Genomic DNA, 17,394 nt, shown 5'->3' with positions numbered 1-17,394 from the left:
AAATATATGAAAAGTCAGGAATTACGTAAGCTGGCACCGGAGCTCGATTCACTTCGTCTCGGTAGCGGCTGGAGCATCGAAGAGCTCAGCAAACCACAGGTCATCGTTGAAAGCAGTTATGGACAGAGCCATCCAGGAAGTGCCCATCTGAACAAGCTGGTAGACGAAGTCGGTAAAGGCATCAACGATGCCGGCGGACGGCCTGCCAATTATTACGTTACTGACATTTGTGACGGTGAAGCGCAAGGGCATGACGGCATGAATTATTCACTGGTATCGCGCGACCTGATGACAGCCATGATGGAGATACACGTCAAAGCAACCCCTTTCGATGCAGGAGTATTCATTACTAGTTGCGACAAATCGGTTCCTGCTCATCTGATGGCTATCGCACGCTTGAATATGCCGGCACTTCTCCTGCCCGGAGGTATAATGAAAGCCGGCCCCAACCTGCTGACATTGGAACAAATCGGAACATACAGTGCCCGGTATGAGCGAAAAGAAATTAGCGAAGAGCAATTCTTCGCCTACAAAAAAGACGCTTGCCCGACTTGCGGAGCCTGCTCGTTTATGGGAACCGCCTCTACCATGCAGGTCATGGCGGAAGCATTAGGTCTCGCATTGCCGGGCTCTGCTTTGATCCCCACGCATATACATTATTTAAAAGAGATATCCCGAAATGCCGGTCAACGTTCCGTCGAACTGGCAAAAGAGGAATTAATGCCATCCGACATTCTGACAATCGACGCTTTCAGAAATGCAATTATGGTACATGCCGCCATTGCCGGTTCCAGTAACAGCCTGTTGCATTTACCGGCTGTTGCACATGAATTAGGCATCGAACTTCCTGCCGAACTATTCGACGAGATCCACAGAGAGATTCCATTTTTATTGAATATTCGCCCCAGCGGTTTCTGGCCCGGCGAATATTTTTGGTATGCCGGAGGTGTTCCAGCTATTATGGAGAAACTGAAAGGTGTACTAAACCTGGATGTCCGGACGGTAACCGGCAAATGCCTGGGAGAGAATCTGGAAACACTACAAAGAAATGGCTTTTACGAAGGATGTCACAAATACCTGTCCCCGTTGGGCGTAAAAGTCGGAGATATCATCAAGCCCTTTGATAAGCCGATCCGGAAACAGGGAGCGATCGCCATATTAAAAGGGAATCTCGCACCGGAAGGGGCCGTAGTAAAACATGCAGCCATCTCTCCCAACCTGATGCAGGCAACTCTGACAGCTCGCGTATTCAACAGCGAAGAAGAGGCCTTACAAGCCGTATTACAAAAAAACATCCATCCGGGAGATGCCGTATTTATTCGTTATGAGGGTCCGAAAGGCAGTGGCATGCCCGAAATGTTCTATACGACGGAAGCCATCGCCTCCGATCCCGAACTGGCGGAAAGCATCGCCCTTATTACCGACGGACGTTTTTCCGGAGCTACACGCGGCCCTGCCATCGGACATGTCTCGCCGGAAGCCTATGAAGGCGGACCTATTGCACTGGTTGAAGACAACGACCTGATCCGTATCGATATACCCGCCCGCAAGCTTGAAATTATAGGAATAAACGGACAGCCATTGCTTCCGGAAGAAATCGACCGTGTTCTGTCTGAACGCCGCAAACGGTGGAAACAACCGGCATCCCGTCATACTCGCGGCATTTTGGATATTTTCACTCATAACTGCGCATCTCCCATGAAAGGCGCTTATATGGAAAACAAAAAAGGCTTAACCATTGACTTTAGTTGAATTACAATAAAATTTCGTATCTTTGCAGCGCTAAAAATTAAAGAGATGTGCAAGAAGATAAGTTTAGTGGCTTGCTTATGGATACTCATTTTCACAGCCTGTACAAAACAGAAACAATATTTTGAAGAAAGTGGTTCCGTTTTCCATACAATCTATCATATCAAATATGAAGGTTCTGAATTATTAACAGAGAAGATCGATGCTGAATTTCAAAAATTCAATCTTTCGTTGAATCCGTTCAACCCGAACTCTATCATTTCGAAAGTAAACCAAAATGAGCCTGTCGAGGTTGACGACTGGTTCATGGAGGTATTCAACAAAGCGAAAGACGTATCCGACCATTCGGAAGGAGTCTTCGATATCACCTGTGCCCCGCTCGTTAATCTTTGGGGATTCGGTTTCAGCAAAATGGACAGCGTAACACCTCAGATGATCGACAGCATCAAACAATTTGTCGGCTACCAGAAGGTCAGGCTGGACGGACGCAAGATCGTAAAAGATGATCCCCGTATCCTGTTGAACTGTTCAGCCATCGCCAAAGGCTACGCCAGCGATGTGATAGCACGTTTGCTTGAACGCGAAGGCATCGAAAACTATATGGTCGAAATTGGCGGCGAAGTCACAATGAAAGGCGTTAATCAAAATGGGAAATGTTGGCGTATAGGCATTAACAAACCGGAAGACGATTCAACCGGTATAAAGAATGATGTAGGAGAAGTGGTCGAATTATGCAAAAAAGGAGGTGTAGCGACTTCCGGTAATTATCGTAATTTTTATATCAAAGACGGTAAGAAGTATGCACACACCATTGATCCGCGAACCGGATATCCATCCGAACAAAGCATATTAAGCGCAACGATCGTAGCGGAAGACTGTATTACTGCAGATGCCTATGCTACAGCTTTTATGGCCATGGGACTTGAAAAGGCCCGCGAAGCCGCTAAAAACATTCCCGGAATCGAATACTATGTTATCTACACCGATGAAAACGGTAAACATCAGATAGAATACTCTGACGGCATGCTCCAATACCTTCCCAACAGGAAGATTGAGGCAATGCTCAATGAGTAGCAATTTTTTATGAAGAATTTTATTAATCAATTTGAGTGTAAAGAAGTAAAAGCCGGCGAAGTTGTATATGACACAGAACAAATGGGAAACATATTACTTTTTGTTACAGCCGGTAAACTTCTTATCTGTTCGATAGCAACAACTCCGGTAGTAGAAGTAAATGAAGGTTATTTCGTCTTGTTGCCGGCTGAAAAACGTCATATAATAACCGCTATCACAGATGCGCAAACGGTACTTATGCATGCAGGAACTTTATCTACGATGATTACAGAAGATCCGGAATGGAATCCGGAAAACCCGGTAGTCCTTCCTACCTTTCCATCATTGGCAAAAACACTTTTCCTGCTTGAATCCTATCAGAAAGAAAGAAGGTCTAATTTAAATTAGACCTTTATTTACTTTCCATATTATTTATCAGAAACTTTTTATCAGGAATGACGGATTGATTCGGAAATAAATTCCTGCAGAGAAACTGGTCGCGCTACCGGATTTGCTCACCTCTCCTATGTCCGGTCCGAACTTATCCACAGATAAATGATGATACACATCCACATCTACCCCCATAGAAAATCCTTTCCCGAAGCTTTTTGAATATTCCAGCCCCAGATAAACCATATTTTGCCCGTCGAAAGTGATCCCGTCGTTGGACGTAGACACTGCTCCGTAAAACGGACTTCCAAACATAGAGATGAATTTATCACTATTCCAGTAAGATGTTTTCACCCTAAAGTCATAAATATCGGCAGAAGCCCGAACATAGAAACCGGAACCGCTGTCATAAGGCCACAACTTGCCAGCCTGCTGATAATACCCTGTCACGTCAAACTCCAGATTCACATTCCGAAAGATCGGATTACCTGTATTCCAGACTGTACCAACACCCACAGAACCATTCATCAACGTTTGTACCGAATTAGTATATATCGTATCAATTTCTCCGCCCCGATGTTGAGCCAGGCCTTGTACCGGCGCATAGAAATGGAAACGGGCTTCCGGATCATTCAATTTATAACGTCCCGACAGACCAACAGTAAAAGCTTCCTGATGCGTATCTTCATGAAAAATAAAACTTTCCCAGTTCACCCATACATCCAGATCAAACCGGCGGGAATCATATAATAGCTGAAGTCCGGCTTCCGGATCGGCAGTCAGGTTCAGTTCCGGATTATACAACGGCTCGATCAAATTATGATTTGCTCCGCCGTAAATGTCCCCCAGCACAATATTCACATGATCGGACAAGGCTATCTGTGCACGAAAAAAAGGAAGCACATGAAAGCCATGCTGAAACTGGTCACCTTTCCATTTGGCAATATCCTGATAGGCAAAAGCCGGATATTTTTTAGCTCCCCAATAACGCAACATATGCGCTCCCAGTTCAAGCTTGATATTACTTAAAGGATAAAAAACAGCTTTGGGCTGTATCCAAAAACCCGGTAATGAATATCCTTTCATGATAGAACCCGAATACTCATTATCTTTAAAAAAACTTATATTGTCCAGTTCGACAAACAACTGTCCTTTCTTTTCCGGATCGATATGATGATCCGACTTAAAAACCTGATCGGATATCTGGGCCCGTACCGGAGATAGAACAAACAAATTGACAAACAGAAAGCAGATGCCTGACAGAAGGAGGCGTGCAGGTTTCACAAGAAAAGTTTTCATTTATTTCAAAATTTGCAGCAAACGTAAGAAATTATCAGTAATAAAAAAAGGGACACAGATGTTTAATTCCTGTATCCCTTTCTTATGCTATTCGTTAAAACTATCTCAACGTCTCGGAGTAGCTTCTTTAACAACCATCTGACGACCTTCGTATTCAGCACCGTTCAGTTCGTTGATAGCATTTCTTCCTTCACTTTCGTTAGTAAATTCAGCAAATGCAAATCCTTTAGATCTGTTTGTGTCGCGATCAATGATCAACTTAACTGATTCTACAACGCCATACTCTTCCAAAACCTGCTGTAAGTCAGATTCTCTAACCCGATAGTTCAGGTTACCAATGTAAATATTCATACAAAAAATGATATAAAATAATTAATAAAAAAAACTGTAACAAATAATCTTGGAAAGGTCGATTACTACAAAATAAATTCATTGTTGAATATTACATCGGAGATAAAAGAACTATTTCTGAAAACTATGTTGTTCACATGGCACAAAGGAAACTCTTTTTATTCGATAATCAACTATATTCATCCAAATTATTTGTCAATCGAATCTATTTTTATATTTTTGTAACAAATAACCGAAGCAAGAAATATTTTTTCATCCCTCAGAAGGCTCAAAAAACAAGCCTTTAGGACTAAATACGGAGGCTATTTACTTTAAAAATTGGCGAGTTATTGAAAATTATAGTATTTTTGACCAATTATATCGCATATTTCTCCTTTTTAATCTAATTAAGAAGGGCTAAATTTGCACAATTATTTTTTGAACTTAAATTGACATGGAAAAAATCGAAGTAAAAGAAGCTAAAGGTAAACTTGGCATTCTCGTTGTGGGTGTAGGTGGTGCAGTATCAACCACCATGATTACAGGTACTCTGGCAGCTCGTAAAGGGGTAGCGAAACCAATCGGCTCGATCGCACAGATGGCGACAATGCGTTTGGAGAACGGGGAAGAGAAAGCAATCAAAGACATTGTGCCTTTGGCTGATCTGAACGATATTGTATTCGGCGGCTGGGATATATTCCCCGATAATGCATACGAGGCTGCCATGTATGCTGAAGTACTGAAAGAAAAAGATTTGAACAACGTGAAAGAGGAATTGCAGGCTATCAAACCGATGCCGGCCGCATTCGATCACAATTGGGCAAAACGCTTAAACGGAACGCACGTCAAACAAGCTGCCACCCGTTGGGAAATGGTAGAACAACTGCGTCAGGACATCCGCGACTTTAAAGCCGCAAACAACTGCGAACGTATGGCAGTTCTGTGGGCTGCAAGCACGGAAATTTATATTCCGCTGTCAGAAGAACACATGTCGCTTGCAGCATTGGAAAAAGCAATGAAGGAAAACAACACCGAAGCTGTTTCTCCAAGTATGTGTTATGCTTACGCTGCTATCGCAGAAGGTGCTCCGTTCATCATGGGTGCTCCTAACCTGTGCGTAGATACGCCTGCTATGTGGGAATTCTCCAAACAGATGAACGTTCCTATCTCCGGTAAGGACTTCAAGAGCGGACAGACATTGATGAAGACCGTACTGGCTCCGATGTTCAAAACACGTATGCTGGGTGTAAGCGGTTGGTTCTCTACCAACATCTTAGGTAACCGCGACGGTGAAGTATTGGATGATCCTGCAAACTTCAAGACAAAAGAAGTTAGTAAACTGTCAGTGATCGACAACATCTTCGAACCTGAAAAATACCCGGATCTGTATGGTGACGTATATCATAAGGTACGTATCAACTACTATCCGCCCCGTAAAGACAATAAAGAAGCATGGGATAACATCGATATCTTCGGATGGATGGGTTATCCGATGGAAATCAAGGTAAACTTCCTTTGCCGCGACTCTATCCTTGCTGCTCCTATCGCTCTTGACCTGGTATTGTTCAGTGATCTTGCTATGCGTGCCGGTATGTCCGGTATCCAAACCTGGTTGTCATTCTTCTGCAAGAGCCCGATGCATGACTTCGAACACCAGCCTGTTCACGACCTGTTCCAGCAGTGGAGAATGGTTAAACAGACACTGCGTGATATGATCGGAGAAAAAGCACCTAGCTATCTGGATTGATACACACATATAAAAGAAAGATTTCTTCTATCCGTTCAAATACAATTTCCACGGATAGAAGAAATTCTTGTTCATATATCAATCTTCTTTATTCAAATAGTTTCTGATAAAATATGGATTATGCAATCATTGCAGCAGGCGAAGGTTCCCGATTGGTGCAAGAAGGAGTAAAATGCCCCAAACCGCTGGTGCAATTAAACGGTATGACGCTAATAGACCGGTTGATCAATGTTTTTCTGAAAAACAATGCCACATCTATCAGCATTATCGTCAATGAAGAAATGACGGAAGTGCAGGAACACCTGCGAAAAATGGAACTACCGGTTCCTTTCTATCTGCTGGTTAAATCCACTCCCAGTTCGATGCATAGTTTTTACGAGCTAAGTCACCATCTGGATAGCGACAATATCTGCCTTACCACCGTCGACACCATCTTCAGGGAAGAAGAATTCGGCGGATACATCCAGGAGTTCCTGAAAGACAGCCGGCTGGACGGCTTGATGGCTGTAACAGATTTCATCGATGATGAAAAGCCGTTATATGTAGATACAGACAAAGATTTAATGATCCGCGGCTTTCTGGACAAACAGGGAGAACCGGCATGCACCTACATCTCCGGCGGAATATATTGCTTACGACGCTCCGGATTGAAAGTGCTGAACAATGCCATCGAACAAGGAATGTCGCGCATGCGTAATTACCAACGTCAGCTTATAGTCGAAGGATTAACGTTAAGGGCTTATCCGTTCAGTAAGATCGTAGACGTAGATCATGCAGAAGATATCAAAAAAGCCGAAGAGTTTTTAAAACAATAAGTAATGAGCAAACTAACTATAGCAGGTATTCGTCGGGAAAATCAGTTTTCCCCTAATCATATCGGAAACGATGCCGCCATCTTTTCCCTCACAGTTCAGCATTTGCGCAATTTGGGATGCGAAGTAAACGAATACATAGAATCAGACCTGATAGTCCGTGATTTTACCGAACCGGCTATTTTTAACATGGTAAGAAACTGGACTTCCATTCATAAGCTACAACAAATGGAAGACCAGGGTTATACGGTTATCAACTCCGGCTATGGAATTGAAAATTGTACACGCGAGAAAATGACTCGCCTGTTAATGTCAAACAATATCTCACATCCGGCCAGCCTGATCCTTCCGACCGATGAAGACCCGACCGAAGCGCTTGAAAAGGCCGGATTTTTTAATAGCTGGATCAAACGGGGTGACTTTCACGCTATCCACAGGGAAGACGTCACCTACGTCAGAAATCCGGAAGAAGCCAAAACGATACTGAAAGAATATGCTATCCGTGGCATCAAAACAGCCGTGATTAATGAACACCTCGTTGGTGACCTGGTTAAGTTTTACGGTGTGACCGGTACCGATTTCTTTTATTGGTTCTACCCGTCAAACCAACATCACAGTAAGTTCGGTTTAGAGCAAATAAACGGAACGGCCAAAGGCATTCCGTTTGACAGTCCAAAGCTGCAACAGCTTTGCAGCCAGGCCGCGGAAGTACTGAATATACATATTTACGGAGGCGACTGTATTATCTCCGACGACGGTTCGATCCGTCTGATAGACTTTAATGACTGGCCAAGCTTTGCTCCCTGTCGGGACGATGCTGCTCCCCACATTGCCCGCCGTATATATAATTTAATCAGCAAATAATGGAAGAAACAACAAAGAGACCCAATATAGAATCTACTCTCAAATCTTTGGACACCGAAGAGTTCATCGATATTCATTTCTATCGCCCGATCGGTTACCGTTGGGCATTATTCTTTAATAAACTGGGAGTATCACCCAATGCGATCACAGTCGCCAGCATCTTTATCGGTATTGCAGCCGGTATCTGTTTTTATTATCAGAGCCTGACTATTAATATCATAGGAATGCTGCTGCTTATTTGGGCAAACTCATACGACAGTGCTGACGGACAGCTGGCACGCATGACCGGCAAAAAGACTCCCCTGGGACGTATCCTGGATGGGACAGCCGGTGACTGTTGGTTTATCGCCATCTACGCAGCCATCTGTCTTCGACTGACACCGGAATGGGGTATCTGGATCTGGATACTGGCAGCCACCACGGGTTTTTTCCATAGCAAACAAGCAGCGATGGCGGATTATTACCGGAACATCCATCTGCTCTTTCTGAAAGGAAAGGCTGGCAGCGAACTCTCCCACTCCCCTGTCCTGAAAGAGAAATACAAAACAATGAGCTGGAAAAAGGATTTCATCTACAAGCTTTTTGAAACATTTTATATCAACTATACAGTCGGACAGGAATCGCTGTCACCGAAGTTTCAGAAGATGATGCATGTGATCCGGACCAAATATCACGACGAAGCACCGGAATGGTTCCGGAAAGCTTTCCGTGAAAAGAGCCTCCCGTTGATGAAGTATACCAATATGCTGTCATTCAATACACGTGTCATTGCTTTATTTGTCAGTCTTTTTATCGACATGCCGTGGTTATATTTCGTATTCGAAATGACGGTACTGAATATCATGCTGGCATATATGATCGTTACACACGAGCGCATCTGCACAGTATTCACCCAAGAGCTTGAATCAAAATAATAAATATATGTTCGAACCAGACAAGATAAAAGGAATCATATTCGATTACGGCGGCACCATCGACAGCAATGGCATGCATTGGGCCGAAGTAATCTGGATGGCTTACCAGGCGGAAGAAGTTCCGGTCAGTAAAGAAACCTTCCGGAATGCCTATGTGCACGGCGAACGAACGTTAGGTAAAAACCCTATCGTAAAGCCTCACCACACTTTCCTCGACATGCTGCGCCTGAAGACAGACATACAAATTGAATGGCTCAAAGCCGGCGACTTTATTCCGGAAGCTTACGCAACCTCCGGATTAAAACAACGGCTTGCCGACTGGTGTTATGCTTATGCACGAAAATCCATCGACACGGCACGTCCTATACTTGAAGCTTTATCACAAAAGTACCCGTTAATACTGGTTTCAAACTTCTATGGCAACATCGAATCGGTATTGAAGGACTTCCACCTGGACAGCTATTTCCAGTCGATTGTCGAATCGGCCGTAGTCGGTATCCGCAAACCCGATCCTGCCATATTCGGATTAGGAGTCAAAGAGTTATCGCTTCCGGCTGAAGAGATCGTCGTTATCGGCGATTCCTACGACAAAGATATTGTACCGGCCACTACTATCGGATGCAAAACAATCTGGTTGAAAAGCATCGGCTGGAGCGATTACGCGGGAAATGAGACAGCAGATATTGTTATTTCTGACTTCAAAGAACTGGAACAAGTATTCGCCCTATAGGTATTCTGACCATCAAAGGTTCAATCAGAACCTTTCAGAAAATAAAAGTCGCCCTATCTTTGCATATAAAAAAGATAGGGCTTTTATTATGTTAAAAAAATACGTATTATTACTGTTCGCTGTACTCACTTCGTGTAACCTGATAGACTACCATCCCTACGATGGCAGGTTGACCATTCCCGAACGTAACATCAATAATCAAAATATATCGCTAATCGAGACAACTACAAAAGAGAAAGACACCATACGTTTCGTATTGACAGGTGATACACAACGCAATTACGATGAAACTGAAGATTTTGTAAAACATATCAATGCCCAAAAAGATTACATTGATTTTATCATTCACGGAGGAGACTATACCGAATTCGGGATGAAAAAGGAATATGAATGGACTATTGATATCCTATCCAAACTCAATACCCCTTATGTCGGATTGATTGGAAACCATGATGTAATAGGCAATGGAGACCAGGTTTTCCATAAATTATTCGGGGAAGAAAACTTTTCCTTCATCGTAAGGGATGTCAAATTCGTTTGTCTCAACACCAATGCTATCGAATACGACTACTCCCATCCTGTCCCCGATTTCAAATTTCTTAAAAAAGAGCTACAGGATAGTTCGCGTCCGTATCGTCGTACAGTCGTAGCCATGCATGCGCGTCCAGGAAGTGAACAATTTGACAATAACGTAAAAGATGTATTCCAATTATACATCCGTGAATTTCCATCGTTAATGTTTTGCTTAAATGCACATGACCATAACCTACAAATAGAAGACCTGTTTAACGATGGAATTATCTATTATGGTTGCAGTAATATAGCTAAACGAAACTACCTATTATTTACCCTAACTCCTGACAACTACACGTATGAAGTTATCAATTTTTAAATGGATGATCCTGTTTCTCTCTTTGACAAGTACCCTACAAGCTCAAACGGAAAGAGAAATAGATGAGGTGCGATATAAAAAACGTGTAGAAAAATACATTTCCCGATGGAATAAGCTGATTCCACGCTACAGCAAACTCCAATATGCCGGTTCCATGGGAATGCTTTCACTCGGAACCGGTTGGAATTATTATCGCAATCACTGGGAAACAGATGTATATTTGGGAATAGTTCCCCGTAATTCAGACCGCCATGCAATGGCAACCCTTACGCTCAAACAGAATTATTACCCCTGGAATATCCATATCACCGACAAGTTGTCTTTCGAACCTCTTGCCTGCGGTATCTACATCAATACACTTTTGGATCAAGACTTTTGGGGTAAGCAACCGGACAAGTATCCACAAGGTTATTACTGGTTTTCGACACGCATCCGTACGCATGTGTTCATAGGAGAACGATTCACTTTAAAATTGAATACACAAAAGAGCTGGCATAAATCCATTTCGTTCTTTTACGAACTCAGCACTTGCGACCTATACCTGATAAACAAAATCGGGAATCGTTATCTGAAACCCAAAGACTACCTGAGTCTTTCGTTCGGCCTCAAACTGCAAATTCTATAAAGCGCAAAACAGGAGGTATATTCAAGATAACCTCCTGTTTTCTAATAAACTACATAAAACACTTAAAAGAACAAACTTCTATTTTAGAATGCAACACCGAAGCGTACGCCCCAGTTATTTATTCCGTCCATGGAATAAGTCAGGACTTTGCTTTTGTTTGTTGCATAGTTGTAATAAGCGGCTACGTGCAAACCGAATTTCTTTTCCGGAGTAAAGAAAATATTCATACCGATTTCAGGAGCTACATAGAAACCCCACTGGCGGTCGTATACTTTCATTACATTCATATAAGTCGACATTTCGCTGTATTCAGTACCCAATTTAGCTGATACATAAGGTTCGAACTGACCTTCACGTGTAAAGCTATAACGGAATGCTGCACCAAAAGGCAACTGGAATAAGGAATGTTGCTGATCGGATGTGATAGCAGAAGTTTCGCCTACATTGAGTGTCTGACGGTCGATGTATTTATTATTCGTGTGATAAGAAATAAATGCACCTACTGCAAAATTAGGAACTACATAATAACCGGCTTCACCGTGAGCACCCCAACCGCTTGTTTTATCAGCGAAGTTGTTTCCGAACGGAGTGTTAATATCCCAGTCGATATTGAAATACATATTGTTTACAACCTGGGCGCCAGCCAGTGAGGGCATCGCTAAACAGGCGATAAGTAAAGCGACTAATTTTATTGATTTATTTATCTTTTTCATAAGACTCAAATTTTACTGATTCGCGTTTAATTATTTCCTGAGGTAGGGTGATTGAACAAATGCCTGATCGATTGCACGGATTGACAACTGAGTGTCGACCTTATCAGAACCGGACAATAATCCAGCCATGTAAGCAGTCCAAACAACCGGCAGTTTAGTATCTGCTTTTGGAGTCGGAGCTTTCAGATCAACCATTTCAGCAAGCAGTGAACCTACGCTATAGCTGTAAACCACTGGGTACGGATAATACCAATCGTGCCAGTCATATCCCCATGTCGGACCCCATCCTGGTCTCCAATAATTCGGTGTCCAATAACCTGGGTAACCCCACCACCAGTAGTTGTTATTATAATCATTATACCAGTTTGTAAAATAATTTACATTTTCTACAAAAGAAACCTGCAGACCCAGATCTGCGTCTTCTTTATCCATTGTGCGTGTATAACCACGACTTTCCATATTGCCGATCACTGTAGAAATAATATTGTCAGCTTCTGATGCTGTCCAGTACTGAGGTTTTTCACTACTACCGATTACCAACACGCTGTCAGGTACATAGAATGTAGTGAACGATTTAAAATCCGTTTTGCTATCATGGTTTGTGTACACCACGAAATCATTATCCAGCTTTGACATATCCGGATCTTTCTGACAGGATGCCAGTAAAAGGATCAACAAGAAAAAAGGAATAATCTTTTTCATCTCATTTTAACGTTTAAAACAGTTTATACTATTATTTGTGCTTATATATAAGTTATCCATGAAACAGCAAATACTAAAAAAAGGTTCTCTTTGATGTTATTTTGGCTGTGTTAATTAACTTCTTGTAAGACTTCAAAATGCTTATAAACGATAGTTAAACGAGATAGGTTTTTACGGAAAAGAAAAGATCAGGTAAGGAACGCAGACGACGCAGAAAACGCAGACTTTCGCAGACTTTTTAATTATTTATCTGCGTGAATCTGCGTTATCTGCGTCGTCTGCGTACGGTAATAGCGTGTTTCAGCTTACCTTAAAGTACCCTGCTGTGCATCCTGTATCATCTTTTCGTTGGCAAGGATCAGGATTTCTACGCGACGGTTCAGTGCACGTCCTTCCGGCGTATCGTTGCTGGCAACAGGATCATGAACGCCTTTACCTTCATATTCCATACGACGTCCGCTTACACCCTGGTCGACCATCATATAGTCGTATACGCTTTTGGCACGTTTTTCAGACAAGGTCTGATTATAGTCTACCTTACCCGTATTGTCGGTATAGCCAACGATCTTGATGTCGGTATCCGGATTTTCATTCAAGCTGACAGCCAGTTTACGCAATGCACTGCGTGAAGCGTCACTCAATGTACTTGAGTTGGTTGCAAACAAAATACCTGAATCGAAAGTCACTTTCAGAGCCTCACCGTTATTGATTGTTTCAACAGTGGTTTCGGGTGGCAAAGTAGCTTCCAGTTCTTTCTTCTGTTTGTCCATCTTCTTACCGATCAAGGCTCCGGCTGTACCGCCTACGGCAGCTCCGATAACAGCACCTAATGCCGTGTTACCTGCCAACGCACCGATACCGGCTCCGGCAGCAGCACCGCCACCTACACCTATCGCAGTTCCCTTTGCTGTGTTATTCCATGTTCCACAACTCGTAAATACTACCGCCATACATAACAGTATGGATAATAACTTAAAATGTTTCATCTTTTTGCTCTTTTATAAACTTTATATGAATATAACAGTTTATCAATCGAACATGTTGATAGAATCGCAATATTCAAGTTCTCCCTGCACAATAAAACCGATTGCTTCGGGATCGAATTTACCGACACCATCCTTTTGCGCATTCTTCACTACATATTCAATCAATTCATCTTCATCTATTTCCACATCGACATCATCGTCTGCATCATCGTTCAGATAACCGCGTGATTCATAGAAATCGTAGATCAGGTCTACAATATAGTTAATATCGTCATTACTGAATTTGCCTTTCAATTCCTGGGGAAGATAGTTCTGAATAAATTTTACAGATTCGTCTTCATCGTAAATTAAATCGTCTTTGTCGCTCATAACTTTTTCAGTTTAATTGGTTACATACTCATGCAAAGATAAGTATCTTTTATTTATTTGTAAAACGAATAAATTATTTAAATACAGATCTTACCGCATTATCTCCTTCTTTCAGGATGTTGTCGATGATGCCGTGCTTTGTCTGGATCGTCAGATAAATGGCTTTCAACTTCGTAATGCCGATCATCTCATCCGTAGATAGTTCGGAACTGTACTTCTCATATTTTGTTTCTGCGAATTCGACATACTTCTTTTCCAACTCTTTCCAGTCATCTTTCGAATACTTATCTTCATTCGCCTGTACTTTCTCTACGAATTTTGTAAAGTCCTTTATATATGAATCTTTCGATTCCCCACAACTGCTCATGACAAAAAGAGCCGTCGCTGCAAACATCATCATTAAAAACCTTTTCATATCTTTTCCTCTTTAGATTAATTCCAACAAAAGTAAACAAAAAAAGAGGATCTGCACTGTCCGGCAGAATGAAACTGCCGGGCAGGTATTAATCGGCTGTAGCTACGATCCGGTCTGCCGTCCAACTATCAGCTACTATCTGTATCCGGTCTGCGGGTAAAGAAGAGGTAAAACTGATCGTTAAAGTACAATGGTCACCCGGCATAAGCGTGATATAGTTATCCGAATAATGTACAGGAAGGATACGCTTGCCGGTTTCCTTATCCAGTACTTTGATACGGTTGAAAAAAGAAATATTCGTTTTCGAATGGAGCGATACCATACCGGAATAGTTTGTTCCTTCCCTTTGCAGAGAAACTTTCACCTCCGGCTTTGCTTTGGGCAAACGGGATAAGCCGGAATAATCTTTTGGAAGTGTGGTCAGCCAATAGATATTCGGGGCATCCGGTAATGCGACGGCTACGTTGGAAGGCCGGGCAGGATCAGCCGGTTGCATAGACAGGCGGAGGAAGTAGACTCCTTGTACCTCTTCCGGAACGGGAACATCAAACAAGGGCGCTACCGTATTGGCTTTGGCATCCGACTTTATTTCTTTTTCCCAACGGATCTTACCGCTGGTGTCGTAGATACGGGCATTTACAATCAGATCCGGGTAATCGGACAGGGATGTATTCAACAGTTCTACCTGCCGAGTGACGGGATTGTAAAACGGATGCAGAGGTTCGCATCCTTTACGTGTACCGTACAGGGAAGCATTTACATCGAGGAACCAATCGTACATCTGTCCGCGCAGGGAAGTCCACGGGTTCTGGGTTTTCCAGATCAGTATGCCTGTGTACCAGTCCCAAAGATGCGAGCCCCAGCCCTCCATAAAACTACGGTATTGATCGTAATTCACGACCTGAGCATATTTACAATAGGTTTCGATATCCTTAACCTCTCCATAACGTTCCAAATGATCCTGATATCCCAGATCTCGATGATAACGCCAGGTGGCATTACGGGTAAAACCTTTTCTCGGAAATTCTGCCAGGTCTTTCTCCGTCATCATTTCCCGCATACTTTCCACCTCCGGCGAACCGACAGAGCCTGCCTCCGGATTAAACGGATGCGAACGGAAAGTAAAGAACCATTCCGGCTCCTGAATACCGTAAGGGCCGTCGCCATTATCGCCCAGCAGGTTGCGGGTAAAGAGGGAGTCGGTCGAATAACTGACGAACAGGCGTTCGGGATCAAGCTCGGGGAAGATTTTTTCCTTCAGTTGCTTGTCGATGTTTTTTGCCAACGGCCATTCGTTAGCTCCACACCAAAGACAAAGGCTCGGATGGTTACGTATCATTTTGACCTGGTCTTTTACCGAGGCGATAAAAAGATCGTGGTTATCGGGATATTCCCAACGACGTTCGCGGGAGTCCATTTTCATCGGGTCTTCCCAAGCACCGTTACAATCGCCGCTACCCCATAAGTCCTGGAAGACCAGTATTCCGTATTCATCACAGGCATTATAAAACTCCGGACGTTCGAGCAGGGCACCTCCCCATACGCGGATCATACGCAAATTCATTTCGGCATGGAAGCGGACTTCATCGCGGTAACGTTCAGGGGAAAGACGCAGTAACCAGTCAGAAGAGATATAATTACCTCCGGTTACATAAATCTTCTGGCCGTTCACGTAGAAGCGACGGCCTCCGTTGTCCGGACATTTATCTGTTGTGATCTCACGGATTCCGTATTTGAGTTGCTGGCTGTCGCTGATCCGGTTATCTGCTTCAAAGTAAATATGCATATCGTATAGAGGTTGTTCCCCTACTCCGTTGGGCCACCACAACTGCGGATTTTTTATTTTCATCGGGTCGAAATGAACTTCCCTTTTTTCGTATGGAGACAAGGTGAGACGTTGCGTTAAACGGATACCGTTTGTTTCGCAGACTAACAGACCTTTGCGTGGTGTATCGGTGACATTCTCTACCTCAACAGAGGTCTTTACCAAAGCATCCTCCTGCGTTTTCTTTTCCGGAGAGCGGACACCCGGTACTTTCGTTACGATATATGGCGACTGGACGGTAACAGCACCGGTAGTAGTAACCGACACCTCATCCCAAATACCGGTATTACGATCCCTGATGGGTTGAACCCAGTCCCAGCCGGGCGTATATTGCATAGTGTTATTACGGGCGATCTGTCCGTCACCGCCTTGGCCGCCATTCGGATCACCGGGGTATGTCGGAGGATATACGAGGACAGCCAAAACATTCGTTCCTTTCTTTTGAAGATGTTCCGTTATATTAAACGATTTCCGCAGGAACATTCCTTCATGGGTGGTATTATTAAGCCGTTTGCCGTTCAGGAACAGTTCTGCTTTATAGTTTATTCCCCAGAAGTTCAGCCAGACAATCCGACCGTCCGGTACTGTCGGAGTTTCAAACTGGCAAACGAACCAAAATGTATAAAAATCATTGCCGGCTTCATAAATATCGGGGATCAGGTTATTGTTCATTCCGAACTCCGGTGCAGGATACAGGCCGTTTTCCAATAAAGTGGTCAGTACTGTCCCGGGAACACGGGCAGGCATCCAGCCTGTTGTTTCCAGGGGTGTAAAGCTTAAAAGGTTTCCGTCTGTCTTTATCTCACCGGCTCTCCGTGCCATCCAGCCGGAATTAAGCAAAGCTTTTTCTCCGGGTTCAGGGATTGTTATTATATTTTCCTGTGCAAATGCAGAGAATACTCCGCTTGCTATCAACAGCAAAACAATAAAAGAAAGAGTTGTATGTTTCATAATGTATTCTATTTAATAGGCGTAATAT

General features: G+C 43.2%; 18 protein-coding genes. 10 read left to right on the top strand and 8 right to left on the bottom strand.

What is annotated here, in order from left to right; translation table 11 throughout:
• Positions 1–6: 6 nt before the first annotated feature.
• From ilvD to DXD68_RS11240, 3 genes are read left to right on the top strand one after another with little or no spacing between them, the layout of a single operon-like run.
• Positions 7–1,752: a dihydroxy-acid dehydratase gene (ilvD, locus tag DXD68_RS11250; protein WP_122361590.1), complete on the top strand. Its 1,746-nt coding sequence runs from the start codon at positions 7–9 to the stop codon at positions 1,750–1,752.
• Between the two features lie 45 nt (positions 1,753–1,797).
• On the top strand, positions 1,798–2,823 hold the full coding sequence (locus tag DXD68_RS11245) for an FAD:protein FMN transferase (RefSeq protein ID WP_122361589.1): 1,026 nt from the start codon (positions 1,798–1,800) through the stop codon (positions 2,821–2,823).
• A gap of 9 nt (positions 2,824–2,832) precedes the next feature.
• A complete protein-coding gene (locus DXD68_RS11240) occupies positions 2,833–3,210 on the top strand; it encodes a hypothetical protein (protein ID WP_122361588.1) in 378 nt (125 codons plus the stop codon).
• 27 nt (positions 3,211–3,237) lie between these two features.
• On the opposite strand, the gene DXD68_RS11235 is transcribed toward DXD68_RS11240, so the two are convergent.
• The gene (locus DXD68_RS11235; RefSeq protein WP_122361587.1) at positions 3,238–4,491 is read right to left on the bottom strand and encodes a hypothetical protein; all 1,254 of its coding nucleotides are present in this window, start codon (positions 4,489–4,491) and stop codon (positions 3,238–3,240) included.
• A 105-nt stretch (positions 4,492–4,596) separates the two neighbouring features.
• Positions 4,597–4,842: an RNA recognition motif domain-containing protein gene (locus tag DXD68_RS11230; protein WP_122361586.1), complete on the bottom strand. Its 246-nt coding sequence runs from the start codon at positions 4,840–4,842 to the stop codon at positions 4,597–4,599.
• 433 nt (positions 4,843–5,275) lie between these two features.
• Between DXD68_RS11230 and DXD68_RS11225 the strand changes: the two genes are divergently transcribed.
• The 7 genes from DXD68_RS11225 to DXD68_RS11195 all read left to right on the top strand — a co-directional run bounded on the left by DXD68_RS11225 (position 5,276) and on the right by DXD68_RS11195 (position 11,405).
• Positions 5,276–6,568 (top strand): inositol-3-phosphate synthase, encoded by a 1,293-nt coding sequence (locus DXD68_RS11225; protein WP_122361585.1) that lies wholly within the window; start codon positions 5,276–5,278, stop codon positions 6,566–6,568.
• Positions 6,569–6,681: 113 nt separating this feature from the next.
• Complete coding sequence (locus DXD68_RS11220) at positions 6,682–7,383, top strand: NTP transferase domain-containing protein (RefSeq protein ID WP_122361584.1); 702 nt, start codon at positions 6,682–6,684, stop codon at positions 7,381–7,383.
• 3 nt (positions 7,384–7,386) lie between these two features.
• Positions 7,387–8,244 carry a hypothetical protein gene (locus DXD68_RS11215; RefSeq protein WP_122361583.1) on the top strand — a complete coding sequence of 286 codons (858 nt, stop codon included), beginning with the start codon at positions 7,387–7,389 and terminating at the stop codon, positions 8,242–8,244.
• Positions 8,244–9,158, top strand: a complete 915-nt coding sequence (locus DXD68_RS11210) for a CDP-alcohol phosphatidyltransferase family protein (RefSeq protein WP_122361582.1) — start codon at positions 8,244–8,246, stop codon at positions 9,156–9,158. Before DXD68_RS11215 ends, DXD68_RS11210 begins: the two co-directional genes overlap by 1 nt.
• A gap of 7 nt (positions 9,159–9,165) precedes the next feature.
• Positions 9,166–9,888, top strand: a complete 723-nt coding sequence (locus DXD68_RS11205; protein ID WP_122361581.1) for an HAD family hydrolase — start codon at positions 9,166–9,168, stop codon at positions 9,886–9,888.
• An 88-nt stretch (positions 9,889–9,976) separates the two neighbouring features.
• Positions 9,977–10,780: a metallophosphoesterase family protein gene (locus tag DXD68_RS11200; protein ID WP_122361580.1), complete on the top strand. Its 804-nt coding sequence runs from the start codon at positions 9,977–9,979 to the stop codon at positions 10,778–10,780.
• A complete protein-coding gene (locus DXD68_RS11195; protein WP_199715630.1) occupies positions 10,761–11,405 on the top strand; it encodes a hypothetical protein in 645 nt (214 codons plus the stop codon). The genes DXD68_RS11200 and DXD68_RS11195 overlap by 20 nt, the downstream gene beginning before the upstream one ends.
• Before the next feature lie 83 nt (positions 11,406–11,488).
• Here DXD68_RS11195 and DXD68_RS11190 read toward each other — a convergent pair whose 3' ends face one another.
• The 6 genes from DXD68_RS11190 to DXD68_RS11165 form a co-directional block, all read right to left on the bottom strand.
• Complete coding sequence (locus tag DXD68_RS11190; protein ID WP_122361579.1) at positions 11,489–12,118, bottom strand: outer membrane beta-barrel protein; 630 nt, start codon at positions 12,116–12,118, stop codon at positions 11,489–11,491.
• A 30-nt stretch (positions 12,119–12,148) separates the two neighbouring features.
• The gene (locus tag DXD68_RS11185; protein WP_122361578.1) at positions 12,149–12,820 is read right to left on the bottom strand and encodes a DUF4136 domain-containing protein; all 672 of its coding nucleotides are present in this window, start codon (positions 12,818–12,820) and stop codon (positions 12,149–12,151) included.
• A gap of 305 nt (positions 12,821–13,125) precedes the next feature.
• The gene (locus DXD68_RS11180; protein ID WP_122356242.1) at positions 13,126–13,806 is read right to left on the bottom strand and encodes an OmpA family protein; all 681 of its coding nucleotides are present in this window, start codon (positions 13,804–13,806) and stop codon (positions 13,126–13,128) included.
• 42 nt (positions 13,807–13,848) lie between these two features.
• Positions 13,849–14,175 carry a hypothetical protein gene (locus DXD68_RS11175; RefSeq protein WP_122361577.1) on the bottom strand — a complete coding sequence of 109 codons (327 nt, stop codon included), beginning with the start codon at positions 14,173–14,175 and terminating at the stop codon, positions 13,849–13,851.
• A gap of 73 nt (positions 14,176–14,248) precedes the next feature.
• Entirely contained in the window at positions 14,249–14,590 is a 342-nt protein-coding gene (locus DXD68_RS11170; protein WP_122361576.1) for a DUF6565 domain-containing protein, read from the bottom strand.
• A gap of 88 nt (positions 14,591–14,678) precedes the next feature.
• On the bottom strand, positions 14,679–17,366 hold the full coding sequence (locus DXD68_RS11165; protein ID WP_122361575.1) for a glycoside hydrolase family 2 protein: 2,688 nt from the start codon (positions 17,364–17,366) through the stop codon (positions 14,679–14,681).
• Positions 17,367–17,394 lie beyond the last annotated feature (28 nt).

This window comes from Parabacteroides sp. TM07-1AC (genome assembly GCF_003480915.1).
Taxonomy (GTDB): Bacteria; Bacteroidota; Bacteroidia; order Bacteroidales; family Tannerellaceae; genus Parabacteroides; species Parabacteroides chongii.
This window is presented reverse-complemented; position numbering and strand designations above follow the sequence as displayed.